The sequence below is a fragment of the Pseudoalteromonas sp. MSK9-3 genome (assembly GCF_003590335.1).
In the GTDB taxonomy this organism is placed as follows: Bacteria; Pseudomonadota; Gammaproteobacteria; order Enterobacterales; family Alteromonadaceae; genus Pseudoalteromonas.
This window is the reverse complement of sequence record NZ_MIET01000071.1, coordinates 76886-101546: the sequence shown is the minus strand read 5'-3', so window position 1 is coordinate 101546 and position 24661 is coordinate 76886. Positions and strand designations below refer to the sequence as shown.

24 protein-coding genes are annotated in these 24661 nt (G+C 42.9%); 13 read left to right on the top strand and 11 right to left on the bottom strand.

Annotated elements, in window-relative coordinates; translation table 11 throughout:
* Window positions 1-37 precede the first annotated feature (37 nt).
* Window positions 38-880 carry a LysR family transcriptional regulator gene (locus BGP78_RS22150; RefSeq protein WP_119863441.1) on the bottom strand — a complete coding sequence of 281 codons (843 nt, stop codon included), beginning with the start codon at window positions 878-880 and terminating at the stop codon, window positions 38-40.
* 98 nt (window positions 881-978) lie between these two features.
* Here BGP78_RS22150 and rimK point away from each other — a divergent pair, with 98 nt between their 5' ends.
* The 5 genes from rimK to BGP78_RS22125 are packed head-to-tail and all read left to right on the top strand — an operon-like array spanning window position 979 to window position 5208.
* On the top strand, window positions 979-1884 hold the full coding sequence (gene rimK / locus BGP78_RS22145) for a 30S ribosomal protein S6--L-glutamate ligase (protein WP_119863440.1): 906 nt from the start codon (window positions 979-981) through the stop codon (window positions 1882-1884).
* 25 nt (window positions 1885-1909) lie between these two features.
* Window positions 1910-2944, top strand: a complete 1035-nt coding sequence (locus BGP78_RS22140) for a succinylglutamate desuccinylase/aspartoacylase family protein (protein ID WP_119863439.1) — start codon at window positions 1910-1912, stop codon at window positions 2942-2944.
* A complete protein-coding gene (locus tag BGP78_RS22135) occupies window positions 2941-3372 on the top strand; it encodes a RimK/LysX family protein (RefSeq protein WP_119863438.1) in 432 nt (143 codons plus the stop codon). Before BGP78_RS22140 ends, BGP78_RS22135 begins: the two co-directional genes overlap by 4 nt.
* 23 nt (window positions 3373-3395) lie before the next feature.
* Window positions 3396-4259 carry a mechanosensitive ion channel family protein gene (locus BGP78_RS22130; RefSeq protein ID WP_119863437.1) on the top strand — a complete coding sequence of 288 codons (864 nt, stop codon included), beginning with the start codon at window positions 3396-3398 and terminating at the stop codon, window positions 4257-4259.
* Window positions 4260-4284: 25 nt separating this feature from the next.
* Window positions 4285-5208: a zinc transporter ZntB gene (locus BGP78_RS22125; protein ID WP_119863436.1), complete on the top strand. Its 924-nt coding sequence runs from the start codon at window positions 4285-4287 to the stop codon at window positions 5206-5208.
* A 60-nt stretch (window positions 5209-5268) separates the two neighbouring features.
* Here the strand turns inward: BGP78_RS22125 and BGP78_RS22120 are convergent, their stop codons facing one another.
* From BGP78_RS22120 to BGP78_RS22080, 9 genes are all read right to left on the bottom strand, one after another.
* A complete protein-coding gene (locus BGP78_RS22120) occupies window positions 5269-6180 on the bottom strand; it encodes a hypothetical protein (protein ID WP_138596938.1) in 912 nt (303 codons plus the stop codon).
* A 145-nt stretch (window positions 6181-6325) separates the two neighbouring features.
* Window positions 6326-6787: an N-acetyltransferase gene (locus BGP78_RS22115; protein WP_119863434.1), complete on the bottom strand. Its 462-nt coding sequence runs from the start codon at window positions 6785-6787 to the stop codon at window positions 6326-6328.
* Window positions 6788-6891: 104 nt separating this feature from the next.
* On the bottom strand, window positions 6892-7653 hold the full coding sequence (locus BGP78_RS22110; protein ID WP_119863433.1) for an SDR family oxidoreductase: 762 nt from the start codon (window positions 7651-7653) through the stop codon (window positions 6892-6894).
* A gap of 8 nt (window positions 7654-7661) precedes the next feature.
* Entirely contained in the window at window positions 7662-8549 is an 888-nt protein-coding gene (gene mmsB / locus BGP78_RS22105) for a 3-hydroxyisobutyrate dehydrogenase (RefSeq protein WP_119863432.1), read from the bottom strand.
* An 11-nt stretch (window positions 8550-8560) separates the two neighbouring features.
* Window positions 8561-9700 (bottom strand): enoyl-CoA hydratase/isomerase family protein, encoded by a 1140-nt coding sequence (locus BGP78_RS22100; protein ID WP_119863431.1) that lies wholly within the window; start codon window positions 9698-9700, stop codon window positions 8561-8563.
* Window positions 9700-10476 carry an enoyl-CoA hydratase gene (locus BGP78_RS22095; protein ID WP_119863430.1) on the bottom strand — a complete coding sequence of 259 codons (777 nt, stop codon included), beginning with the start codon at window positions 10474-10476 and terminating at the stop codon, window positions 9700-9702. The genes BGP78_RS22100 and BGP78_RS22095 overlap by 1 nt, the downstream gene beginning before the upstream one ends.
* Window positions 10477-10485: 9 nt before the next feature.
* Entirely contained in the window at window positions 10486-11643 is a 1158-nt protein-coding gene (locus BGP78_RS22090; RefSeq protein ID WP_119863429.1) for an acyl-CoA dehydrogenase family protein, read from the bottom strand.
* Between the two features lie 146 nt (window positions 11644-11789).
* Window positions 11790-13280 carry a CoA-acylating methylmalonate-semialdehyde dehydrogenase gene (locus BGP78_RS22085; protein WP_119863428.1) on the bottom strand — a complete coding sequence of 497 codons (1491 nt, stop codon included), beginning with the start codon at window positions 13278-13280 and terminating at the stop codon, window positions 11790-11792.
* A 104-nt stretch (window positions 13281-13384) separates the two neighbouring features.
* A complete protein-coding gene (locus BGP78_RS22080) occupies window positions 13385-14563 on the bottom strand; it encodes an acetyl-CoA C-acyltransferase (RefSeq protein WP_119863427.1) in 1179 nt (392 codons plus the stop codon).
* Between the two features lie 303 nt (window positions 14564-14866).
* On the opposite strand from BGP78_RS22080, the gene BGP78_RS22075 reads away from it, so the two are divergent.
* The 8 genes from BGP78_RS22075 (at window position 14867) to BGP78_RS22040 (ending at window position 23195) form a co-directional block, all read left to right on the top strand.
* Complete coding sequence (locus tag BGP78_RS22075; protein ID WP_010363179.1) at window positions 14867-15262, top strand: MerR family DNA-binding transcriptional regulator; 396 nt, start codon at window positions 14867-14869, stop codon at window positions 15260-15262.
* A gap of 19 nt (window positions 15263-15281) precedes the next feature.
* On the top strand, window positions 15282-16457 hold the full coding sequence (locus tag BGP78_RS22070) for an isovaleryl-CoA dehydrogenase (RefSeq protein ID WP_119863426.1): 1176 nt from the start codon (window positions 15282-15284) through the stop codon (window positions 16455-16457).
* A 10-nt stretch (window positions 16458-16467) separates the two neighbouring features.
* Window positions 16468-18075, top strand: a complete 1608-nt coding sequence (locus tag BGP78_RS22065; RefSeq protein ID WP_119863425.1) for a carboxyl transferase domain-containing protein — start codon at window positions 16468-16470, stop codon at window positions 18073-18075.
* A gap of 12 nt (window positions 18076-18087) precedes the next feature.
* Window positions 18088-18870: an enoyl-CoA hydratase-related protein gene (locus tag BGP78_RS22060; RefSeq protein WP_119863424.1), complete on the top strand. Its 783-nt coding sequence runs from the start codon at window positions 18088-18090 to the stop codon at window positions 18868-18870.
* Window positions 18871-18885: 15 nt separating this feature from the next.
* Complete coding sequence (locus BGP78_RS22055) at window positions 18886-20838, top strand: acetyl/propionyl/methylcrotonyl-CoA carboxylase subunit alpha (RefSeq protein WP_119863423.1); 1953 nt, start codon at window positions 18886-18888, stop codon at window positions 20836-20838.
* Window positions 20839-20840: 2 nt separating this feature from the next.
* Complete coding sequence (locus tag BGP78_RS22050) at window positions 20841-21746, top strand: hydroxymethylglutaryl-CoA lyase (RefSeq protein WP_119863422.1); 906 nt, start codon at window positions 20841-20843, stop codon at window positions 21744-21746.
* Window positions 21747-21822: 76 nt separating this feature from the next.
* Window positions 21823-22521, top strand: coding sequence for a CoA transferase subunit A (locus BGP78_RS22045; protein WP_119863421.1), 699 nt, complete (start codon window positions 21823-21825; stop codon window positions 22519-22521).
* Between the two features lie 11 nt (window positions 22522-22532).
* Window positions 22533-23195 (top strand): 3-oxoacid CoA-transferase subunit B, encoded by a 663-nt coding sequence (locus BGP78_RS22040; protein ID WP_119863420.1) that lies wholly within the window; start codon window positions 22533-22535, stop codon window positions 23193-23195.
* 103 nt (window positions 23196-23298) lie between these two features.
* Here the strand turns inward: BGP78_RS22040 and msrA are convergent, their stop codons facing one another.
* Window positions 23299-24579: a peptide-methionine (S)-S-oxide reductase MsrA gene (gene msrA, locus BGP78_RS22035; RefSeq protein WP_119863419.1), complete on the bottom strand. Its 1281-nt coding sequence runs from the start codon at window positions 24577-24579 to the stop codon at window positions 23299-23301.
* Window positions 24580-24661: the final 82 nt, after the last annotated feature.

Genomic DNA, 24661 nt, shown 5'->3' with positions numbered 1-24661 from the left:
TTTTTATCAAAGTAATAAAAATCTTAAATGTTATTGTTTAACTTCGTAGATAGCTGAACAAAGTTAATGCTTCATTTATTAGAACTGACTTGTGGCTCTTAGCAAGGTATATTGCGTAAATATCTCGACTATAGTCTTGTGTACCTGCAACATGGAACAACTTCCCTTTTCTGATATGATCAAAACACATTTGCTTAGGTAAATAAGCACAACCACCCGCTTCAAGAATGAAGTTTAGCGCAATTCGAGGCTGACTCATATTATGTCGAATAATGGCGTTGTCTCCATATTCTCTTATAAATTGACTGTTAACTGCTTCACCATAGTCAACCATCACCATATTTTTTATCTGTGAAATATGAGTACCAGGTTCAGTTGAAACAAGCTGAAGTGGCACTGTCGCCACCTTTTCTGTGACAATATCTTCAATATAGGGTGGCTCAAACAAAAAAGCTATATCAATCAATCTACTTACTATTTGACGACGTAGCTCTAATTGAGAATATGTATGCGTGTATAAATGAACATCATCCAAATTTCGGTGAATTTTTTGCAGCCAATCTTGTAAAATGATATCCCATATAGACATCATAGAACCCACAAAAAGCTGCTGTGTATCAGCTTGAGCGACTCCAACTTCTTGTTTTAACTTTTGCCACATCATCACCATTTCATTGGCATATTTAACCAGCTTATGTCCTTCTGCAGTTAATTTTAGTCGCTTTTGTGTACGATCAAATAATAGTACACCAAGCTCCTCTTCAAGCTGTTTAATGCGGCTGCTAACAGCCGCCTGCGTAAGAAAAAGATTTTCAGATGCGACTCTAACATGAAGTGTTTGGCTCACTTCTAAAAAAGTAGTTAATAGCTCTATCTTCATTTTTAATAAAATTATTTTATCAAACTATGCTTTTTATTTTGATTCTCTTTTTGATCTTTTTCAACTAATTTTCGCATCACACAATCAAGGAGTTAAAAATGAAAATTGCTATTTTATCTAGAAATGAAAATTTATATTCAACACGTCGGTTAAAAGAAGCTGCCTTATCCCGAGGTCACGAAGTCGATGTCATTGATACATTGCATTGCTATATGGATATCACCAGCAGTCGACCTACCGTGCGCTATCACGGTGAAGAGCTACCACAATATGATGCAATTATTCCACGGATCGGTGCATCTATTACATTTTATGGCACTGCCGTAGCACGGCAATTTGAAATGATGGGCACATTCAATGTCAATGAGTCTGTTGCAATAAGCCGCTCTCGAGATAAGTTACGATCTTTACAACTTCTTTCTCGAAAAGGTATTGGCTTGCCTCGTACAGGTTTCGCAAGTAAACCTGACGATATAAAAGATCTGATAAAAAATGTAGGTGGCGCACCTTTAGTGATTAAGTTACTTGAGGGGACCCAAGGTATTGGTGTGGTATTAGCTGATACCGCAAAAGCAGCAGAAAGTATCATCGAGGCATTTATGGGTTTAAAAGCAAACATACTAGTCCAAGAATTTATCAAAGAAGCTGACGGTGCTGATATTCGATGCCTCGTTGTCGGAGGCCGAGTCGTTGCTGCTATGAAGCGCCAAGGTGCTGAGGGCGAATTTAGGTCAAACTTGCATCGAGGTGGTAGCGCCCAACTGGTAAAGCTAACCAAAGAAGAACGGGAAACGGCTGTTAACGCGGCAAAAGTAATGGGATTGAATTTCTGTGGTGTGGATTTACTTCGTTCAAATAATGGCCCCATGGTGATGGAAGTTAACTCCTCCCCAGGCCTCGAAGGTATTGAGCTTGCTACAGGTTATGACGTTGCCAGTAAATTAATTGAATTTATCGAAAAAAATGCAAAATTCAATACCAATAAAACCAGAGGCAAAGGCTAACTAAGCCAACAAGCATGAGATTAACATGAACGAACTAAAAATTGGTGAACACATTATTCAACTTGGAGAAACGCGTAAAGTAAACCTGCCTGTAGCAAAACTCTATACAGATGCAGATGTAAACTTACCCGTATATATAATTAGAGGAAAAAAAATAGGACCCACTATATTTATTAGTGCAGCGGTACACGGAGATGAACTAAACGGTATAGAGATCATAAGGCGCCTCATCAATTTAAAAGGGTTTAAAGTGTCAATTGGTACCATCATTGCTGTTCCAATGGTAAATGTATATGGCGTTGTTAACCAAAGTCGTTATATGCCAGATAGACGAGATTTGAATCGCTCTTTTCCAGGGTCTTCAAAAGGGTCGCTTGCTGGACGTGTGGCTAATATCTTTCTAAAAGAGATTGTTGCCCAATGCGACTACGGTATTGATTTACATACTGGTGCAATAAATAGATCCAACCTACCACAAATAAGAGCGCAGCTGTCAGATCCGCATACTCTGGAGTTGGCTCAGGCATTTGGGGTACCCGTAGTATTAAACTCAGACATCATCGAAGGATCGCTCCGAGATGCAGCAGTGGCCACTGGAACTAAGGTATTACTCTATGAAGGTGGTGAGGCATTGCGCTTTGATGAGTTCTCCATAAGAGCCGGGATCAAAGGTATCCTAAACGTATTGCGCCACCTGGGTATGATCTCTAAAAAACAGAAAATGAGAGTGAAGCAAACACCATTTATTGCCAATAATAGCAACTGGGTACGCGCTTCAAGCAGTGGCATTGTCACACATCATTATCAACTTGGCGATCAAGTGAAAAAAGCACAAATTCTAGCCACCATCGGAGGGCCTTACGGGGAAACTTTGGGTGAAGTCATCGCCACTAAAAGCGGTGTAATAATTGGAAAACAAAATATTCCATTGGTACAAGAAGGTGAAGCAATGTACCACATTGCGTATTTTTCAGAAGACGACGAACATATTGCAGATCATATCGAAACAATAGAAGAGCAATTGATAAATGATCTTTCGATAAATGAGGAAATTTCATGAGTACAAGACCCATTATTGGTCACGTTGAGAGTATTAACTTACCTGAACTAGGCATTGAACAGCTTCTTGTTCGAGTTGATACTGGCGCACAAACATCATCATTACATGTAGATAATATCCAAAAAACATATATTGATAATAAGCCTGCCGTGTCATTTGATATACACCCAGAGATCCACAACGTACAGAAGAAGGTAAGATGCCAAGCTATACTTCATGATATTCGGCAAGTTAAATCTTCAAACGGAGGCCGGGAGCAGCGTTATGTCATTCAAACGTTAGCAATTCTTGGAGCACATTCATGGAACATAGAAATAACACTAACAGATCGTTCTGATATGACCTACCTAATGCTATTAGGTCGTCAAGCATTGGCCAATCATTTTTACATAGATGCGGCCAATGCCTTTTTAATGTCGAACAAATAATGTTTTCAAACAAGGTCATTAATATGCTAGAAAAAGTCAGTCACTGGTTAAGCTATCCTTTATTTACATTTAATGAGCGGGCTATAACATTAATCGAAGTACTCACAATACCACTGTGGCTAATCATCAGCTGTTGGGTGGCCCATATAGCGATTTCTAAACTAGGAAACAAGCTAAAGCACACAAATAAAGACCCAAACATTGTGCACTTAATACAGCGGGTTTTATATATAGTGGTGTTAGCCGTTATATTTATCACCACTTTATCGATGCTTAATATTCCAGTTACCGCTTTTGCGTTCTTATCTGGTGCAATTGCTATCGGCTTTGGCTTCGGAGCACAAAATATCATTAATAATTTTATTAGTGGTTGGATCTTAATGGGCGAAAAACCAATACGCATAGGTGATTTTCTCGAAGTAGAGGGTGTGAAAGGCATCGTTGAGGAAATTAACACCCGCTCCACGCGTGTAAGGCGAGTCGATGGTGTTCATATGCTTATTCCAAATAGTAAATTACTAGAAAATACAGTAACTAATTGGACTCTCAAAGACAAACTCGTTCGCGGTACTGTGTCTGTCGGTGTAGCCTACGGCAGTGACTGTCAGAAAGTAAAAAATATTATCTTAGATGCCGCCCGAGCTCAGCCAGATATATTATTAACCACAGGGAAAGAACCTACGGTATTCTTTCAAGATTTTGCAGATAATGCACTCGTGTTTGAGGTCTATTTTTGGGTTAACTCACAAGTAGAAGGTGGGCTTCGCCTTGTTGCCAGCAACATACGCTTTGAATTAGATAACGCTTTTAATGAGCATGGTATTGTTATCGCATTTCCTCAGCGCGATGTACATATTGATGGCGTTATAAAGCTAAAGCGTCAATAATGGTAATATATTATGGAGTTGGAAGATGAAAGACAATACGACTCAGTTTGAGCATTTACTCGGTATACAAGGCTCTCATTTTAAATGGGTCCATTTACTCATAGATAACGATACCCCGGCTGACGTGTTGCAGACATTGAGCATACCCAAAGCAATTCAAGATAGTCTAGTTGCGCAAGAAACGCGTCCAAAATGCTTAAGCATTGAAGGCGGTGTTTTTATCTGCCTCCGTGCCATCAATTTTAATCAACTAGCGCAACCTGATGATATGGTTTCGTTACGAATTTGGATGACCAAAGATATGGTTATTTCAATAGACAAGCAAGCGCGTAGCTTACGGTCAATCAGTGAGATAAATGATGCAGTCAATTATGGCGTCGTGTTTAAACACCCTGCTGATTGGTTCCATATGTTGTTAGAAAAGATTTCAGATAAAATAAGCGATCAAATAGAAACGCTAGACATTGGATTAGATTTAATTGAAGAGCAAGCCAGTTTATCAATGGATGATGTTCATCGCCAAAATGCCATTGATATTCGTAAAGAAGCGGCCAAAATGAAGCGCTTTATTGCTCCGCAAAGAGATGCTTTGGAAGTATTTAGTCGATCTAGTGAATTTATCAGTAAGACCCATAGTTTTAAAATTAAAGAGCAAGCAAATAACATACTCAGATACCTAGATTCGCTTGAAGTAATACGTGAAAGAACAGTGTTAATTCAAGACGAATATAGGCACACAATAGCCGAGCGTCAGAGTGAACGTATGTATGTGTTATCGCTCGTGACAGCAATATTTCTACCTTTGTCATTTTTAACTGGTGTGTTTGGCATGAATGTGGGTGGTCTACCTGGCATTGATAATTTGCATGCCTTTAAAATATTAATGATCACAATGTCATGTATCGCAGTAGTCATATTTTTACTCATGCGATACAAAAAGTGGTTTTAACCGAACTAAAATGACAACTAATATACTTTAATAGTGAGTAGAACTTGCTGGAATACTGCACTAACTTCCATCCGCTATCACTCTTATTTCTCTTTGTCTGTTAATTGAATCATGTGAAAATGCGCCACGTGATGGTAATCGATTAAACGTTCCCAAGGGCGTATTACCCAGTGCAATTTCCACTTCAAAGTGAAACGCTTGAGAGTTTTCTGGTGCATAATTTTCTTTGGAAAAGAAAAAACAAGGATCTCCCCCAGCCCCCCAACGAACGCCTTTCTTTAATAAGTATGACGCGCCTGGTATATCTTTCCATTGGCGTCCAGGCTGTAAATATTGATATCGCTGCCTGATCTCAATGGTTCTTCCCATGGTTAATGGACGCCGTACAATATAGTCAGGATTGAATGTAGAGTGATCATCACCTATCACAGTACCTTGTGAACCATTCGGAGGCTGAACAAAGCTCTGCGGTACACGGCCTAGTAGCTGATTAAAAGGTGGATCGTATGCTCTGGCTGTTGGGTACCAAACATGCTCTCGCGTTAAGCAATGTGAAAAGGTATTATCATCGCCATTGGTACTTTCAAAATTAAATTGGTGCTTGAACATATATCTAGCATTATCAATACGGATCATACCGTGGGTCTGATGGCGAAATTGGTACCACTGTAATTCGAAGCCAGCAAATCTCATGTGATAATTGGTGGGTCGTGCATAACTGTCTATATTCAGCGTATTCCCTAAATACACTAGCGCGGTACGATATCGATGTAACTTATCCACCGGTAAGCAATGAACTTCTGACTCAATGTTAAGTGCTGTGCGGTTATTGATATTTCGTACATCTACACTATTTTGCGCATTGCCTCCTAGCAATATAATAATATTATTCAGTGATGATGCCGATTGCCGAAAGCCTCCGTGAGCTCCCTCAACCAGCCTCATAAAGTTTCTCATTGAAATATTGGGCATTATTAATTTTCCGTAATTAAGTGACCGTAGGTTTTAAAAGTACAAACCGTTACAAAAATGTAACTCACAAACTAAAGGAGAATAAAATATGAATCAACTAAAATTATCGTTGTAAAATCATGAGGTTTATTTATGACTGCCTAATTTATGATTGTTCCGTGTTCGTTATCGACATAGCAACTTTTTCAATGCCATGGGCAGGCGTCCATTTTTTAACTGCAACAAATCCCTGTTTTTTATAAAGCGCAATGGCCGGAGCGTTCACCGCAGCTGTCTCTACAAGCGCGCGTGAAAAAGGATATTCCTCCATAACAAAACACAATAGCTTGCGCGCAATACCCTTTCGAAAAAAAGCCGGTGATACCGTTAAGCTCTCAATACTAAGTACCGTGTCTTGCATCGAAATCTCAACTACCGCAGCCAATTCTTGTTCTTCAAAATAACCGTAAAATTGGGTTTGGGCTGCGTTAATATCGTCTATCGTGCGAGCTAGAGGAGGAAAATACGCAATACCAATTAATGCAGCTTCAATTTTATACGATGCTTGAAAAATATCATATATTTGCGATGCAACCGCATGCTTGGTGTTATCTAAACGTCTGATCATGATCCCTGAAATTACCTTTTCTTGTTTTTCATTTCAAAACAAAAAAAGCACAGCGCAAGCCATGCTTTTTTATCAACGTTGTACGTCAGTACACTGTACTAGGCTTACAAACGAATACCACCATCGATTTCTACCACTCGACCGGTAAAAAAGTCGTTTTCAATGATGTATCTAGCGGTATGAGCAATCTCTTGCGCTTCGCCAAGTCGTCCTACAGGCTTCATTTTAACTAAGCGCTCTTTGGCTTCTGGCTTCATCGCATCTGTCATTTGCGTGCGGATCACACCTGGCGCAATCGCGCCCACACGAATATCAAACCGACCCAGCTCTTTGGCCCATGTTGTGGTTAAGGCTGCAACTCCGCTCTTCGCTGCTGAATAATTGGTTTGACCCATATTACCCGCGCGTGCCACACTCGACATATTAATGATCACGCCACCTTGCTCACCTTCAACCATTTTCACTGCGGCTTCACGGCCACACAAGAAAACGCCTGTTAGGTTTACATCAATCACAGATTGAAATTGTGCCAATGACATTTTGTCGATTATTTTACCTTCTTTGGCTTTAAGTAATAAGCCATCGCGTAAAATACCCGCGTTATTGATCAACACTGCAATGTTACCAAAATCACTAACTATGTCGTTAAATACGCCTTCGACATCGGCTTCAATACTCACGTTAGCCACGTAGGTTTTAACTGTTGTACCATATTGTGTTAACTCAGAAGCCGCAGTTGCTAACACATCTTCTTGCATATCAATCAACGCAAGGTTTGCACCTAGTTCAGCCATTTGTGTCGCCATTGCAAAACCTAAGCCCTGCGCACCACCAGTGATCACCACTGTTTTATCTTTAATATCCATAATGAATCTTATTTTTCACTAAAAAGTTTAAAAATCGCGCTAAAGTCTTCTGAGCCTTTGCCTTGATTTTGCATCAAGTTGTACAAGTTTTTCGCGAGTGCACCCATCGGCGTTGCCGAATTCGTTTGTTGTGCTGCTTGCTGTGCTAGGCCTAAGTCTTTAGCCATTAAGTCAACCATAAAGCCCGGCTTGTAATCATTTGAGCTTGGGGCGTTTTCTAATACATCTGGACATGGGTTATACAATTCTAATGTCCAGTTACGGCCAGAGCTATTGAGCATGATTTCGCTAAGTACTTTTGGATCTAAGCCATGGTCAATGCCCATTTGCAGCGCTTCACTGGTTCCGGCCATTAATATACTTAGCAGCATATTGTTACAGATCTTAGCCACTTGGCCTGCGCCAATATCACCCGCATGAAAAATATTTTTCCCCATATCAGGTAGCACGCTATTTGCGCTGTCAAAATCACTTTGACTACCGCCAACAATAAAGGTCAATGTACCAGCAGCAGCGCCCGCAACCCCGCCAGATACTGGTGCGTCTACAAATTTAACACCCGCATCACCTAAGGTTTTACCCACAAACTGTGCAGACTCTGCATCAATAGTAGAGCAATCGATCACCAATGTCGTCGTATCTAGATGGTTAATTAGGCCATTTTCACCACAATAAATAGCACGCACATGTTTACCCGCAGGCAGCATGCTGATCACATAATCAGCTCCTTCACATACCTGTGTTACATCGCTTGCAGTCTGTGCTCCTTGTGTTGCTAAATGCGCCATTGCATCCGAACTTAAATCAAATACGGTCACTGAGTGCCCGGCTTTAACCAAGTTGCAGGCCATTGGGCCACCCATATTGCCTAAGCCAATAAATCCTATTTTTGCCATTTTTTTGTTCCTTACATATTTGCTAATGGGTGTGCATCATCATTCCAACGCGATGCAGTAAAGGCTGATATCGTGTCACCAGGTACGTCACCCACTGATTTGAACTGCCAATCTGGCGATCCGTCTTTATCAATCAATAGTGCACGTACACCTTCTTGAAACTCACCTGCTTTACCTGCTTGCACTGACATACCTAACTCAAACATAAAGCACTCTTTTAAAGAGCGCCCTTTGCCAAGTTTAAGTTGCTCACTCACCAATACAGCACTCAATGGGGAACCCTGTCGCAATGATTGTTGCGCTCTACTTAACCACTTATTTCCATCACTTGGAATTGATAGAATATAGTCAACCTGAGCTTGGAGATCATGACAATTATTCACGTCTGTGATTTGATTAATATTGTCCTGAATTTCACTTTTAGGAGGCTGCATAGACGCGCTATTAAGCTCAGTTAGCATCTCACCCAGCATGTCATGGTTCAAACTCATCGTTTTCCCCCACTCCATACCCAATAGACCTGCAACCAACTCACCATACTTTTCAGCATCAATAAAATGGTCGGCCAACCCCACAAACAGTGCATCAGCGGCGTTAATTGAGGCGCCTGTTAATCCTAAAAATAACCCAACACCTTGCGGCATCTTATTCAAAAAGTAACTACCACCCACATCTGGATATAAGCCAATGGTGATTTCAGGCATTGCAATCCGTGCTGCTTCTGTTACAACTCGGTGACTGGCACCCGCCATGAGCCCTAATCCGCCCCCCATAATAATGCCGTTACCCCACAGTAAAATCGGTTTCTCATAAGTATGTATTTGATAATCTAGGCGGTACTCTTCACTAAAAAACGTTTCTATATAGTTATTGCCGTCATTGGCAGCCATTGCATTATAGAGGCTCACCACATCACCTCCGGCGCAAAAAGCTTTTTCACCCTCTCCTTTAATAACAACCAATGCCACTTGCTCGTCTTGTGCCCATGCATCTAATTGGGGGGCAAGCAACCTGATCATATCTAAATTCAGCGCATTGAGAGCTTTAGGTACATTTAGTGTCGCAAAAGCAACCTGCATACCATTATCACAATGCGCTAGCTCAAACACCACAGGCGCATCAGCTTGATTTAATAGTTGTAACTTTGCCATTAACCATTCACCCAATTTGCTTTGCGTTTTTCTAAAAAGGCATTAACGCCTTCTTTTTGGTCTTGTGTATCAAACAAAGTAACAAATAGCTCACGCTCTAAAGGCAATGCACTATTAATCGTGCCTGTGCGGCCTTTTTGAATAAGTGCTTTACACGCAGTGACCGCCACCGGGCTTTGATCAGCCACCTTAGTCGCCAATGCAATCGCCGCCTCCAAAGATGTCCCTGTATCTACAACTTCTTCGACTAACCCTATCTCACGCGCTTTGTCTGCTTTAAGACGTTCACCACATAAAATCATACGTTTAGCCCAGCCTTCGCCGACTAACCACGCTAAATTCTGCGTCCCACCAGCACAGGGTAATAAGCCAACTTTTGCTTCAGGTAATGCCATTTGTGCCTGCGTTTCTGCAATACGAATGTCACATGCTAGCGCAACTTCTAATCCGCCACCCATAGCAAATCCATTTATCGCAGCAATAGATACGCCTCTAAAGTCACTTAAGGTTTCAAACGCTTCACCAAAAACACGCGACATATCAGCAGCAACGCCTTTGTCTCCGCTGGCGAACACATTTAAGTCGGCCCCTGCTGAAAAGAACTTTTCACCTTCGCCCGTAATGACCAAAGCATAAATATTTTTGTCAGCATTAAGCTCTAATACCAACTCTTTCAAACCCGCTAACGTATCTCGCGTCCACGTGTTTGCTGGCGGATTGCTCATCGTAATTACGGCTGTACTACCTTGCTTTTCAAGTTTCAGTTGTGCTGTCATGGGAAGTCCTTATAATACGTTAGCAGCGCCTTGCGCTAGGATTCGACGTGCAATAATTACACGCATGATTTCGTTTGTGCCTTCAAGAATTTGGTGTACGCGAACATCTCGTACATGGCGTTCTAGCGGATATTCTTTAATATAACCATAGCCACCATGGATCTGTAGTGCATCATCACAGACTTTGAATCCAACATCGGTCGCAAAGCGTTTTGCCATGGCACAGTATGTGGTTTTTTCAGCATCATTCGTATCTAACTTAAACGCCGCTAAACGCACCATTTGACGCGCTGCAACCAGCTCCGTGTTCATGTCAGCAATTTTAAACTGTAATGCTTGAAAAGCAGCTAAAGGCTTACCAAATTGCTCTCGCTCTTGCATATATTCTTTTGCCGTATTCAATGCTTGTTGCGCTGTGCCTATAGAACAAGTCGCAATGTTAATACGCCCGCCATCTAAGCCTTGCATGGCAAATGTAAAACCTTGGCCTTCTTTTCCTAATAAATAACTTGCTGGGATCCGTACATTTTCAAAGCTCACTAATCGAGTTGGCTGTGCATTCCAACCCATCTTTTCTTCAGCTTTACCGTACTCCACCCCCACAGCATCAGCAGGGACGAAGAATGCCGAAATACCTTTAGGACCGGCTTCTCCTGTGCGCGCCATCACCACTAATACGTCAGTTTCACCCGCGCCTGAAATAAACATTTTAGAGCCGTTTAGTACGTACTCATCTCCTTCTAATACCGCTTTTGTCTTGAGAGATGCAGCATCAGATCCCGCACCAGGCTCGGTCAAACAGTATGAAGCCAGCAGCTCCCCCATGACCAACTGGTCAATATAGCTTGCTTTTACTGTGTCACTGGCAAAACTTGCAATCATCCAGGTTGCCATATTGTGGATCGTTAACATAGCCGTTGTCGCAGTACATCCCATTGCAAGCTGCTCAAAGATAATGCTGGAGTCCAAACGCGACAGCCCTAAACCACCGGCTTCTTCAGGTGTATAAAGTCCACAAAAACCCAGTTCACCGGCTTTTTTGATAACCTCTTTTGGGAAAATATGTTCGCGATCCCACAAAGCTGCATTGGGCGCAAGTTCACTCATTGCAAATTGGTATGCTGTATCGGCGAACGCCTGTTGATCTTCGTTCAGATTAAAGTCCATAAAGACCTCTTTTGTTGTCTAATGCAAACCCACACAGGCAGGCTTGATTGTTTTAATTATTGATACGCGAGCGTTATGCGGGGATAACGCTCGGCTACTACTTAGTGTCTGTAACTCTTGTGGCTACTTGCTGGACACTTAATGTATTACTTAAGATTAATACTCATATTTGGGCCTGATACGGCATCATCTTCAAACCAACGAGACGTGATGGTTTTCGTTTCGGTGTAAAAGCGTACCCCTTGCTTACCATAAGTATGCTGATCACCGTAAAATGATCCTTTCCACCCTGTGAACGAGAAAAATGGCAATGGAACAGGAATAGGTACGTTGATACCCACTTGACCCACTTCAATATGATGTTGGAATTTGCGCGCAGCAGCACCGCTTGAAGTAAATAATGATGTGCCGTTACCATAAGGACTGTTGTTGATCAGTTCTATGGCCTCTTCTAGCGTATCAACAAACATACACGCTAAGACTGGACCAAATATTTCTTCTTTGTATAAGTCCATCTCAGGTGTGACATCAGTAAACAATGTTGGGCCAACCCAGTTGCCGTTTTCATAGCCTTCAACGGTAAAATCAGAGCCATCTAATAAACAAGTTGCTCCTTGCTGCTTGGCACTGTCAATCAAAGACAAGATACGCGCTTTGGCTGCACCTGTAGTTTGCGGGCCATAGGCTGCCTCTGAGTCATTCCAAACACCAGGACGTACTTTGGTAAAGGCTTCTTTTAAATCAGCAACCCACTCTTTAGAATTACCGACAAATACCGCGACTGATATACCCATACAACGCTGACCTGCAGCGCCCACAGATGAACCAACCAAATTGTTGATAAGCTGCTCTTTTTTCGAGTCAGGCATGATCACCATATGGTTTTTAGCACCAACACACGCCTGTACGCGTTTTAGATTTTGTGTGCCTTTTGAATAAATATATTGGCCTACACCACATGAACCCACGAATGAAATTGCACGAACTTCTGGCGCTTCCAAGATTTGGTCTACTTGTGGTTTAGTGCCGTGTACTACTTGCAATACCCCTTTAGGTGCACCGGCTTCTTCAAATAACTCCACTAAACGCATAGGGGTAAGTGGATCTTGTTCAGAAGGTTTTAAAATAAAGGTGTTACCACACACAATCGCCAGCGGGAACATCCATAACGGGATCATCGCTGGGAAGTTAAACGGTGTGATCCCTGCACATACACCCAGAGGCTGCATATAAGAATACGTGTCGATATTGCGAGCAACATTACCTACCGTCTCACCCATCATCATTGATGGCGCATTGGCCGCTTGCTCTACAACTTCAATACCACGCCATACATCCCCTTTGGCATCTTCAAATGTTTTGCCAAGTTCATGACAAATAATGGTCGCGATTTCGTCGTGATGTTCTTTAAGTAGTGCGGCATAACGCATCATTACACGTGCACGTTCTGAGATAGGTACTTCCTTCCACGTTTTAAACGTTTCTTGTGCTGAAGTAATAGCAGCTTGCACTTCTGCTTCAGTCGCACAGGGCACTTTAGCCAGCACTTCTTGATTAGCAGGGTTAACTACGTCAATCCAAGTGTCTGAAGATGATTGTGAAAATTCGCCGTTGATGTATAAAGGTACTTGGTGCATGACGCACTCCTCCCCAAAGTAAATAGATAAGGCATCGCTGGTTAGTAATATTTGTTATACCAGTTATTCGATGCCCGAATTTTTAAAATAGTGTCAAATAAGCATTACACTTCAACTGCAAGTGCGACCGCTTCACCACCACCAATACACAATGAAGCAATACCTTTTGATAAGCCTCTATTGCGAAGAGCGTGAATAAGCGTGACTAAAATACGCGCACCACTTGCACCAATAGGATGTCCAAGTGCACAGGCTCCACCATTAACATTAACTTTATTGGTATCTAACCCCATTTCATTAATGGCTAACATAGTGACCATGGCAAACGCTTCGTTAATTTCCCATAAATCAACATCAGTTTTAGACCAGCCCGTGCGCTCAAGTAGCGTATTCATCGCGCCAACGGGTGCTAATGTAAACTCTTCCGGTGCTTGTGAATGCGTTGCGTGTGCAGCGATTTTACATAAAGGTGTTAAACCTTGACGCTGAGCTTCTGATTCACTCATTAAAATTAAAGCTGCTGCACCGTCAGAGATTGAAGACGAATTAGCTGCGGTGATCGTGCCATCTTTTTTAAATGCTGGACGTAGTCCCGGGATTTTATCCGGACGCGCGTTACCTGGCTGCTCATCAATGCTGATTTCAACATCACCTTTACGAGTACGAAGCGTATGTGCTGCAACTTCTGCATCAAAACTGCCATTCTCAATTGCAGCATTTGCTTTACTCAACGACCCTAATGCAAACTCATCCATATGTTCACGCGTAATGCCATACTGATCTGCTGTATCTTGTGCAAAGCAACCCATGGCTTTATTGTCGTACGCATCTTCTAAACCATCAGACATCATATGATCTTTAATTTCGCCATGTCCCATACGCATACCACCACGGGCTTTTGGAATGAAATACGGTGAATTGGTCATGCTTTCCATGCCGCCCGCAATAGCAGATGAAATACTGCCTGCCTTAATTAAATCGTGCGCGAGCATGGCCGCTTTTAAGCCAGAGCCACATACTTTATTGATTGTTGTTGCGCCTGTTGAGCGCGCTAGACCACCATGCAACATTGCCTGACGAGCAGGTGCTTGCCCAAGCCCAGCAGGTAATACACACCCCATGATCACTTCATCTATCGATGCATCTGATAGTCCTGTTTCAGACATCACACTTTTTATGGCAGTTGCGCCTAATTCCGTGGCACTTGCGCCAGATAAAGCGCCCATAAAGCCACCCATAGGGGTACGTTTTGCGGCTACGATGACAACAGCATCATTACTCATTTTTTGCTCCTATTAACAAGCATTCTCGCTTGAACAATAAATTTTATATTTCGAGCATACATAATATTTACGTTTACGCCAACGTAAATCTAAAAACTTGCGACATGCGTTCGCTTAAACTGTAAAGTTATGCTGCACACTATCCTTGCCAAACACGTAATTTCCTTGCTGTAGCTTCATTTACTTGTCTGAGCCTACCTATTTACAACCACTACCAAAGTATGATTTGAATGTTCAGCTTTACCTTTACGTAAACTTCACTTATATTGGTTTTATCAGTATAGATGTAAATGTATAAACACCATGCAAGATAACAACAACGAACCTACTTTTTCTATTAGTGATTTAGCTAAGGAATTTGACATTACCACGCGAAGTATTCGCTTTTATGAAGATCAAGGATTACTTTCTCCTGAACGTCATGGCCAAACACGTATTTACTCCAAGCGTGACAAAGTCCGTCTTAAGCTCATCCTGCGTGGCAAACGATTAGGGTTTACGCTTGCCGAAACAGGTCGTTTATTCGAGCTATATGACGCAGACAAGTCTAGCGCAAAACAATTAGTTACCATGTTGAATTTAATTGAAGAGAAAAAAGCAGATTTAAGTCAACAAATGGACGATATCAAAGTTGTATTGATGGAATTAGTGACCGCAGAACGTCGCTGCCGCGATACCTTAGGAAATTTAGAAGAATAACTCTCACAGGATTATTAATATGAGCACCGTATCTTTATATAAAGAAATGAATTTTGGATTAGGCGAAACCGCAGACATGATCCGCGATCATGTCAATGGCTTTGCCTCAGCAGAAATTGCCCCTCTCGCTGAAAAAACTGACCTAGATAATAGCTTTCCAAATCAATTGTGGCCGCAATTTGGCGAAATGGGATTACTTGGGATCACAGTGCCAGAAGAATTCGGCGGTGCAGGCATGGGATATCTTGAGCATGTTATTGCCATGGAAGAGATCAGCAGAGCAAGTGCTTCTATTGGATTAAGTTATGGGGCGCACTCCAACCTATGCGTCAATCAGATAAACCGCAATGGTAATGACGCGCAAAAGCAAAAGTATCTCCCGAAACTTATCAGTGGCGAACATATCGGCGCACTGGCAATGAGTGAACCCAATGCTGGCTCTGATGTTGTCTCTATGAAATTGAAAGCACAGAAGCAAGGTAATAAATACATCCTCAATGGTAATAAGATGTGGATCACCAATGGTCCCGATGCTGACGTATTAGTGATTTATGCAAAAACAGATTTGGATGCAGGCTCTAAAGGCATTACCGCATTTTTAGTCGAAAAAGATTTCCCTGGATTTTCTACAGCACAAAAGCTCGACAAATTGGGCATGCGTGGCTCAAATACCTGTGAATTAGTGTTTGAAAATTGCGAAGTCCCTGAAGAGAACATTTTAGGGGGCTTAAATGAGGGTGTAAAAGTACTGATGAGCGGCCTAGATTATGAGCGCGTTGTGCTTGCTGCAGGCCCGTTAGGGATCATGCAAGCGTGCATGGATATCGTCACACCTTATATTCATGAACGCCAACAATTTAATAAATCAATTGGTGAGTTCCAGCTGATTCAGGGCAAAGTCGCTGATATGTACACGCAAATGAATGCAGCACGTTCCTATGTATACACTGTGGCGCGCTCCTGTGACCGTGGTGAAACGACTCGTAAAGATGCGGCAGGTGCAATTTTATATGCCGCAGAGCTCGCTACTAAAATGGCACTCGATGCCATCCAAATCTTAGGTGGCAATGGCTATATTAATGAATATGCAACGGGCCGATTGCTGCGCGATGCAAAACTTTATGAAATTGGCGCGGGGACTTCTGAGATACGTCGCATGCTAATTGGTCGTGAATTATTTACTGAAAGCCGTTAAGGACACAATTATGACTGTACTTAACTCTTCAGTTAACCCCCACGACAGTCAGTTTAAAGCTAACAGCGATGCTATGACATCGCTGGTAAGTGATTTAAACGACAAAGTCTCAAAACTGGCTCAAGGCGGTGGTGAAGCACTGATCGCTCGCCATGAAGGACGCGGAAAGCTATTCGTCAGAGATAGGATTAATACCCTGCTCGATGAAGGCTCTCCCTTTTTAGAGATCTCTCAATTCGCGGCCTTTGGCGTTTACGAGCAAGACATTCCCTGTGCCGGTGTTGTAGCAGGTATTGGGCGTGTAAAGGGCGTCGAGTGTATGATTGTTGCCAATGATGCCACGGTTAAAGGCGGTACCTACTTCCCAATCACAGTAAAAAAACATTTACGGGCACAAGAAATTGCCGAGCGCTGTCACCTCCCCTGCATCTATCTGGTTGACTCCGGCGGCGCAAACTTACCAGAGCAAGACGAAGTATTTCCCGACAAATTACATTTTGGTCGTATTTTTTATAACCAAGCACGTATGTCTGCAAAGGGGATCCCACAAATCGCGGTCGTTATGGGGTTATGTACTGCCGGTGGCGCGTATGTACCTGCGATGGCTGATGAAAGTATCATCGTTAAAGAGCAAGGTACTATATTTTTAGCGGGTCCTCCACTGGTCAAAGCTGCAACGGGCGAAGAAGTCAGTGCAGAAGAGTTAGGCGGTGCTGATGTGCACTGTAAAACGTCTGGTGTGGCAGATCATTACGCTGAAAATGACGTACATGCGCTATCCATTGCCCGACAATGTATTCAACGTACTAATCATCAACGTCCTACAAAACCTATTTTACAAGACGTTAAACCCCCACGTTACGATATTCGTGAAGTGTACGGTATTGTTGGCACTGATCTGAAAAAGCCATTTGATGTACGCGAAGTGATTGCACGCGTTGTTGATGATTCTCAATTTGATGAATTTAAACGCTATTTTGGTGAAACGCTTGTTACTGGCTTTGCGCAAATATATGGGCATCCGGTCGGAATAGTCGCAAATAACGGTATTTTGTTTTCCGAGTCTGCACAAAAAGGCGCGCACTTTATTCAACTGTGTGCACAACGTGATATTCCCCTTATCTTTTTACAAAACATCACGGGCTTTATGGTTGGCCAGAAATATGAAGCAGAGGGCATCGCCAAGCACGGAGCAAAAATGGTGACCGCCGTATCCTGCGCGGATGTACCAAAGTTCACAGTCTTAATCGGTGGGTCATATGGCGCTGGTAATTACGGCATGTGCGGCAGAGCATACGAGCCCACAATGATGTGGATGTGGCCAAATGCACGTATTTCAGTCATGGGGGGAGAGCAAGCCGCGGGTGTACTAACGCAAGTACGCCAAGACGGTTTAGCACGTAAAGGGCAAAGCATGAGCGAAGACGAAGTGGCTGAGTTTAAAAAACCTATTGTCGAGCAATATGAAAAGCAGGGCCACCCTTATTATGCCAGTGCACGATTATGGGATGACGGCATTATCGACCCCGCTGACACACGCACAGTACTTGGCTTAGCCCTTGATGCAGCGGCAAATGCGCCACGCGTAGAATCTAAGTTTGGTATTTTTAGAATGTAACGGGAGCAGACTATGTCAGTCACTTTAACCATAACAAAAACACAAGTGGCGATTTTAGAATTAAGTCGCCCTGAAAAACATAACGCATTCGACGATATCGTCATTAGCGAATTGATCAAATGTATTGAACACGCCAATTCGTTAGACATTCGAGCTTTAGTGCTAAAAACCGATGGTAAACATTTTTCAGCGGGCGCAGACCTGGGCTGGATGAAGTCTATGGCAGGTAATAATTTTGGTGAAAATGTTGCCGACTCGGAGCAACTTGCAAAATTGATGTCTGTTTTAGCAAATTGCCCTCACCCGACACTTTGCTTGGTACAAGGCGCTGCTTTTGGTGGCGCACTGGGTTTGATCGCCTGCTGTGATATTGCCGTTGCGACCAACAAAGCCAAATTCTGCTTAAGTGAAGTAAAGCTTGGTTTGATCCCCGCAGTCATTAGTCCTTATGTCATAAAAGCGATCGGCGAGCGTCAAGCCAGACGCTACTTCCTTACTGCCGAAGTATTTACCGCAGATATCGCTCTCGATATGGGATTAATACACGACATTAGTGATGATTTAGCGCACAGCGAAGCACACTTTATAGCATGCTTGCTCAATAATGGTCCACAGGCCGTTAAATCTGCAAAAGCGCTCATTGACGAAGTCGCGAACAACGCCATAGATGACGCATTGATCAACCATACCGCAAAACGGATAGCACATATTAGAGTCAGCGATGAAGGGCAAGAAGGCCTAAGTGCTTTTTTTGAAAAACGTGCACCAGCTTGGCAAAACGCCGCCAAACAATAAGAATAAGGGAACACCATGCTAAAAAAAATTCTTATCGCGAACCGAGGCGAAATCGCCTGCCGAATTATACAAACAGCGAAGCGTCTTGGTTTAAAAACAGTGGCGGTGTATTCAGATGCCGATGTCAATGCATTACATGTCCGTAGCGCAGATGAGGCCTATCATATCGGTGCTGCTCCAAGTAAGGATTCATACCTAGTCGCTGATAAAATTCTTAGCGTCGCAAAACAAGCGAATGCCGATTGTGTTCACCCAGGTTATGGCTTTTTATCGGAAAATGATCATTTTGCCAATGCCTGTGAACAGGCCGGCATTGTTTTTATTGGTCCATTAGCCAGTTCAATTGAGGCGATGGGGTCAAAAACCCGCGCTAAAGAAATTATGGCACAAGCCAATGTGCCATTGGTACCTGGCTATTATGGTCAAAAACAAGAAACAGCCTTTTTAGCCGATGAAGCCGATAAAATTGGCTACCCTGTTTTAATTAAAGCAGCGTACGGCGGCGGCGGTAAAGGAATGCGTGTTGTACGTGAAGCTCATGAATTTACCAGTGCACTTGAAGGTGCCCAGCGTGAAGCCCTAGCAGGCTTTGGGAATGACTTAGTTCTGCTCGAACGCTACGTTGATAAGCCACGCCATGTTGAAGTACAGGTATTTGCTGACAATCATGGCAATTGTGTTTATTTAGGTGACAGAGACTGTTCTTTACAACGTCGTCACCAAAAAGTCATCGAAGAAGCCCCTGCTCCGGGTCTCAGTGACGCATTACGACAAGCGATGGGGGAAGCTGCTGTAAGATGTGCTCAGGCAATTCATTATCGCGGCGCAGGAACGGTGGAGTTTTTATTATGTGGTGAAGAATTTTTCTTTATGGAAATGAACACCCGATTACAAGTGGAACACCCTGTCACAGAGATGGTAACCGGTCTCGACTTAGTCGAGTGGCAAATTCGCGTCGCGAACAATCAAGTATTACCATTGACGCAAGATCAAGTAAGGTTGTCAGGCCATAGCTTCGAAGCACGTATTTACGCAGAAGACCCCACCGAAAACTTTATGCCCTACTCTGGTACTCTGAGCCATTTATCATTTCCAGCTACAAATGCAGGTGTACGCGTAGACACTGGCGTGATCGCGGGTAGTGAGATCAGCCCTTTTTACGACCCAATGATAGCCAAGCTAATTGTCCACGCACCAGAGCGTTCAATTGCATTACTTAAATTACATCATGCTTTAGAAGAAGTTCACTTAGCAGGTGTAAAAAGTAATATTGCCTTTTTACATCATTTATCGAGCCACCCTACCTTTGTCGCAGGTGCACCCGACACCCATTTTATCGACAGCCAAACACACGCTTTAACGCAACATACTTTGCCTTTAACCGAGTTATTGGCTTTAGCCACCGCTGCGTATACTCAACATAAGCAACAGGCCAATGTGACGACGCCATGGCATGCTGGGAATGCATTTAGGCTCAACCAAACTAACACGCTTTGTGTGCCATTTGCTGAGTATGATGTGAAGGTCGAACTTGATGATGAACGACACACAGTGCACATTTTAGGTGAAACCTATAAAGTATCAGCCGCACTACAGAACACTCAGCTCAGGGCTGAAATTAATGGCAAACGATCCAGCGCCAGTGTGTTAATCAATGAGGACGCTATCACTGTTATGTTTGGCGCATTAGCACATCGTTTTGAGCTAAAATCTAAACACTACATCAGCGAACATGAGCATGAAGCCGCGCCATTGGCCGCACCGCTCAATGGGACTGTTGTTAAGCACCTACAACAAATAGGAAGCCAAGTACAAAAAGGCGATCCTATTGTTGTCATTGAAGCCATGAAAATGGAGTACACATTGAATGCGCCATATACCGGCATCCTCAGTAGCTACTGCTTTGCAGAAGGCGCACTTGTGAGCCATGGTGCAATGCTCGCCATTATTGACCCTGAGGAGGCGTAACTATGGCGTACCCAAGCACGGTCAAAATTGTCGAAGTGGGAGCGCGTGATGGCTTGCAAAATGAAGCATCCGTATCAACAGAAGACAAAATAGCGCTGATCAATGGGTTAAGTGAGGCTGGTTTGAAACACATTGAAGCAGGCGCATTTGTATCCCCTAAGTGGGTGCCGCAAATGGCAGACTCACTCGCGGTGATAAATGGTGTCTCGGTCGCCCAAGATGTTTCACTCAGTGCACTCACACCTAACCTTAAAGGTGCCGAAGCTGCATTAACAGCCAATATCAAAGAGTTTGCAATATTCACTGCGGCCAGTGAGACCTTCACTCAAAAAAATATAAATTGCTCCATTGAACAAAGCATTGACCGCTTTAAGAATGTACTGGAATTAGCACAACAGCACGATGTTAAAGTAAGAGGCTATGTCAGCTGTGTACTAGGTTGCCCCTATGAGGGTGATATTGAACCAGAAGCCGTTTTGCGGGTATGTAAACAATTGTTGGCTCTTGGTTGTTATGAAATTAGCTTGGGAGATACCGTTGGCGTGGGTACACCAAATAAGGTCAAGTCACTCATCTCATTATTGCTACAACATATCCCTGCAGACAAGCTGGCTGTGCATTTCCATGATACCTACGGTCAAGCATTAGCGAACATTCACAGTGCATTAGAGCTAGGGATCGCAACCATTGATAGTGCCGTTGCAGGACTCGGTGGCTGCCCCTATGCACAAGGCGCGTCAGGAAATGTTGCCACCGAGGATGTAATTTACTTACTGCAAGGGCTTGGCATTGACCCCCAAATTGATTTAGAAAGGCTAGCAAAAGCTGGATGGACAATTTGTCGTGCGCTAAATAAACCTCCTATCAGTAAGGTTTCTTTAGCATTGCAAGCTAAATGTTCTTCGTAACAACAATACCGTGTTGACGCCGATTATAGTGATAGGTGTCGCACTGAAGATATAACAACAATTTAGGAGTGGGCTAATGGCCGGTTTCGATAAAGTAGTAAACAGCTACGCCGAAGCGATGGAAGGCATAAAAGATGGCGATACCATCATTGCAGGTGGTTTTGGACTATGTGGTATTCCTGAGGGCTTAATTAACGAGATTAAGCGTAAACAAACCAAAGACCTTACCGTCGTATCTAACAACTGTGGCGTTGATGATTTTGGTTTAGGCGTTTTATTGCATGACCGCCAAATCAAAAAAATTGTTGCATCATATGTCGGTGAGAATGCGCTTTTTGAACAGCAGTTACTAGACGGCATTATTGACGTTGAACTCACCCCACAAGGCACATTAGCAGAGAAAATGCGTGCAGGTGGTGCTGGTATCCCAGGTTTTTATACCGCAACGGGCTACGGCACCCCAATTGCAGAGGGTAAAGAAGTTAAAGAATTTAATGGTCGCCCCTATATTCTTGAAGAATCAATTACTGGCGAATTTGCGATTATTAAAGCGTGGAAAGCAGACCGCTACGGTAACCTTGTATTTCGCCACACAGCAATGAATTTTAACCCGATGGCTGCGACTGCGGGTAAGATAACTGTCGTTGAAGTAGAAGAAATCGTAGAACCGGGTGAATTAGAGCCAAGTCAAATTCATACCCCAGGTATTTATGTCAACCGCGTTATCAAGGGTAACTTTGAAAAACGCATTGAACGTGTCACGACGAGTAAGTAAGGAGAATTATAATGGCTTTATCACGTGAACAAGTTGCAATGCGTGTTGCACAAGAACTAAAAGACGGTTATTACGTTAACCTAGGCATTGGTATTCCAACGCTTGTAGCCAACTTCGTACCTAAGGGTATTGAGGTAATGCTGCAATCAGAAAATGGTCTTTTAGGCATGGGTCCGTACCCTACTGAAGACCAAGTTGACGCAGATATGATCAATGCGGGTAAAGAAACCGTGACAGCAGCGACAGGTGCGGCTATTTTTAATAGTGCAGAAAGTTTTGCTATGATCCGTGGTGGTCATGTAGACTTAACGGTTCTAGGTGCATTTGAAGTTGATCAACAAGGCAATATCGCGTCTTGGATGATCCCGAAAAAATTAATTAAAGGTATGGGTGGAGCGATGGATCTCGTCGCTGGTGCGCAAAACATTATTGTGACCATGACCCATGCCAGTAAGCACGGCGACTCTAAATTACTAGAAACCTGCTCATTGCCATTGACTGGCGTAAGCTGTGTTAAAAAGATAGTAACTGATTTAGCCGTACTGGAAGTAAAAGACGGCGCGTTTTATTTATTAGAGCGTGCCCCTGGTGTTAGTGTTGATGAAATTATAAACAAAACAGCGGGCAAACTAATTGTTGAAGGTGATATACCTGAGATGCAGTTTGCCGATTAATCGACAGACCACTTTTGATTTAATGTACCGACCTCATTCCCAGTGCTTAAAGCGCTGAGTTACCCAAAACCCCTCATTAGAGGGGTTTTTTTTACGCTAAATTTTATTTTGCAGCAACAAACTCTAACACCGTAGCATTGATACAGTATCGGTCTGATCCTTTAGGGCCTTCTTTGGGAAATACATGACCTAGATGAATACCGCTTGATTTAGAGCGAATTTCAGTGCGCTTCATACCAAAGCTGTTATCTTCATGATACGTAACACTGCCCTTGACTGGATATTTAAACGACAGCCACCCAGTTCCAGAATTAAAGCGGTCTTTGGTGTTAAACAATGGCGCTCCACTGAGTTTATCGATAAATACCCCATCAGGGGTGTTCTTAAATAAGTCATATTCTTTACAAAATGGGCGATCAGTGCCTTTTTTAAATGCGATAGAATACGCTTCAGTGTCACCCAATTTAAATGCCCCTAGCGCTTTGTAGAACCGCTGTTTATCCATAAACCCCTGATGACCAAATACCTCTTTGCCCTGCTCTATAAATAAAATTGTTGGCGTCGCCCATGTTGCTGATTTTATTTTTAAACCTTTCAGCTCATCGGCATACCTAAAGTGCACTGGGATATCACCTTGATAATCGTTTAGCACAGTCTTTTTTAATTTTTCACAATAGGGACAATAATTTTTTGAGTCGATAATAACGATATGCTTGCCAGTCAATAATCCCTCGTTACCCCGTGTTTCACGCTCCACGGGTGTAAAGACCACTCCAGTAGAATGATCTGGGCAATACCCATTTGGGTTTTTCACTAAATAATTTTGATGATATTCTTCAGCTGAGTAGAATTTGTCCAATGGCTTGATGTTTGTTTGTATCTTGCCATACCCATTTTTAGTCAGCAGCGCTTGATACGTGGCCTTTAGTTTAATCGCCACGTTTTTTTGTTCTAACTCACTAAATAGAATTGTTGAGCGATATTGAGTCCCGATATCATTGCCCTGGCGATTTTTTTGAGTTGGGTCATGACTTTCGAAGTAACTTTTCAAAAGCGTTTCCGTGGTCAATATGTTCGCATTGTATGTAACTTTAACCACCTCAGCATAGTTGCGCTCATCGAAGCGCCTAGAACGCTTGGTTATTTCTTTGTAAGTGGCTTTAAAACCAGTGCCATCGGCGTAGCCTGATTCAGCATCAATTACCCCTTGCATCGCTTCATAACGCTTTTCAGCTCCCCAAAAACATCCTGAGCCCAATACTAAGGTTTTCACATGCATACTCGCCTGCTCCGGTTCGGGCATGGGCATGTCACTGGCATAACCTGTAAAAGTACTTACCAAAAACACAGCAGTTAACAGCGGATTTTTTAAATTATTCGACATCTAATATAACCTTCTAAGACGTTTTTGCCTGACTAAGTTAGCTCAGTACACACATTCATTGCTCTGCTTAAATAGACCTTAA

What these genes read in the sequence shown, in the direction of transcription:
- BGP78_RS22150 (WP_119863441.1), bottom strand. Translation starts at nt 880, where the DNA reads ATGAAGATAGAGCTATTAACTACTTTTTTAGAAGTGAGCCAAACACTT.
- rimK (WP_119863440.1), top strand. Translation starts at nt 979, where the DNA reads ATGAAAATTGCTATTTTATCTAGAAATGAAAATTTATATTCAACACGT.
- BGP78_RS22140 (WP_119863439.1), top strand. Translation starts at nt 1,910, where the DNA reads ATGAACGAACTAAAAATTGGTGAACACATTATTCAACTTGGAGAAACG.
- BGP78_RS22135 (WP_119863438.1), top strand. Translation starts at nt 2,941, where the DNA reads ATGAGTACAAGACCCATTATTGGTCACGTTGAGAGTATTAACTTACCT.
- BGP78_RS22130 (WP_119863437.1), top strand. Translation starts at nt 3,396, where the DNA reads ATGCTAGAAAAAGTCAGTCACTGGTTAAGCTATCCTTTATTTACATTT.
- BGP78_RS22125 (WP_119863436.1), top strand. Translation starts at nt 4,285, where the DNA reads ATGAAAGACAATACGACTCAGTTTGAGCATTTACTCGGTATACAAGGC.
- BGP78_RS22120 (WP_138596938.1), bottom strand. Translation starts at nt 6,180, where the DNA reads ATGCCCAATATTTCAATGAGAAACTTTATGAGGCTGGTTGAGGGAGCT.
- BGP78_RS22115 (WP_119863434.1), bottom strand. Translation starts at nt 6,787, where the DNA reads ATGATCAGACGTTTAGATAACACCAAGCATGCGGTTGCATCGCAAATA.
- BGP78_RS22110 (WP_119863433.1), bottom strand. Translation starts at nt 7,653, where the DNA reads ATGGATATTAAAGATAAAACAGTGGTGATCACTGGTGGTGCGCAGGGC.
- mmsB (WP_119863432.1), bottom strand. Translation starts at nt 8,549, where the DNA reads ATGGCAAAAATAGGATTTATTGGCTTAGGCAATATGGGTGGCCCAATG.
- BGP78_RS22100 (WP_119863431.1), bottom strand. Translation starts at nt 9,700, where the DNA reads ATGGCAAAGTTACAACTATTAAATCAAGCTGATGCGCCTGTGGTGTTT.
- BGP78_RS22095 (WP_119863430.1), bottom strand. Translation starts at nt 10,476, where the DNA reads ATGACAGCACAACTGAAACTTGAAAAGCAAGGTAGTACAGCCGTAATT.
- BGP78_RS22090 (WP_119863429.1), bottom strand. Translation starts at nt 11,643, where the DNA reads ATGGACTTTAATCTGAACGAAGATCAACAGGCGTTCGCCGATACAGCA.
- BGP78_RS22085 (WP_119863428.1), bottom strand. Translation starts at nt 13,280, where the DNA reads ATGCACCAAGTACCTTTATACATCAACGGCGAATTTTCACAATCATCT.
- BGP78_RS22080 (WP_119863427.1), bottom strand. Translation starts at nt 14,563, where the DNA reads ATGAGTAATGATGCTGTTGTCATCGTAGCCGCAAAACGTACCCCTATG.
- BGP78_RS22075 (WP_010363179.1), top strand. Translation starts at nt 14,867, where the DNA reads ATGCAAGATAACAACAACGAACCTACTTTTTCTATTAGTGATTTAGCT.
- BGP78_RS22070 (WP_119863426.1), top strand. Translation starts at nt 15,282, where the DNA reads ATGAGCACCGTATCTTTATATAAAGAAATGAATTTTGGATTAGGCGAA.
- BGP78_RS22065 (WP_119863425.1), top strand. Translation starts at nt 16,468, where the DNA reads ATGACTGTACTTAACTCTTCAGTTAACCCCCACGACAGTCAGTTTAAA.
- BGP78_RS22060 (WP_119863424.1), top strand. Translation starts at nt 18,088, where the DNA reads ATGTCAGTCACTTTAACCATAACAAAAACACAAGTGGCGATTTTAGAA.
- BGP78_RS22055 (WP_119863423.1), top strand. Translation starts at nt 18,886, where the DNA reads ATGCTAAAAAAAATTCTTATCGCGAACCGAGGCGAAATCGCCTGCCGA.
- BGP78_RS22050 (WP_119863422.1), top strand. Translation starts at nt 20,841, where the DNA reads ATGGCGTACCCAAGCACGGTCAAAATTGTCGAAGTGGGAGCGCGTGAT.
- BGP78_RS22045 (WP_119863421.1), top strand. Translation starts at nt 21,823, where the DNA reads ATGGCCGGTTTCGATAAAGTAGTAAACAGCTACGCCGAAGCGATGGAA.
- BGP78_RS22040 (WP_119863420.1), top strand. Translation starts at nt 22,533, where the DNA reads ATGGCTTTATCACGTGAACAAGTTGCAATGCGTGTTGCACAAGAACTA.
- msrA (WP_119863419.1), bottom strand. Translation starts at nt 24,579, where the DNA reads ATGTCGAATAATTTAAAAAATCCGCTGTTAACTGCTGTGTTTTTGGTA.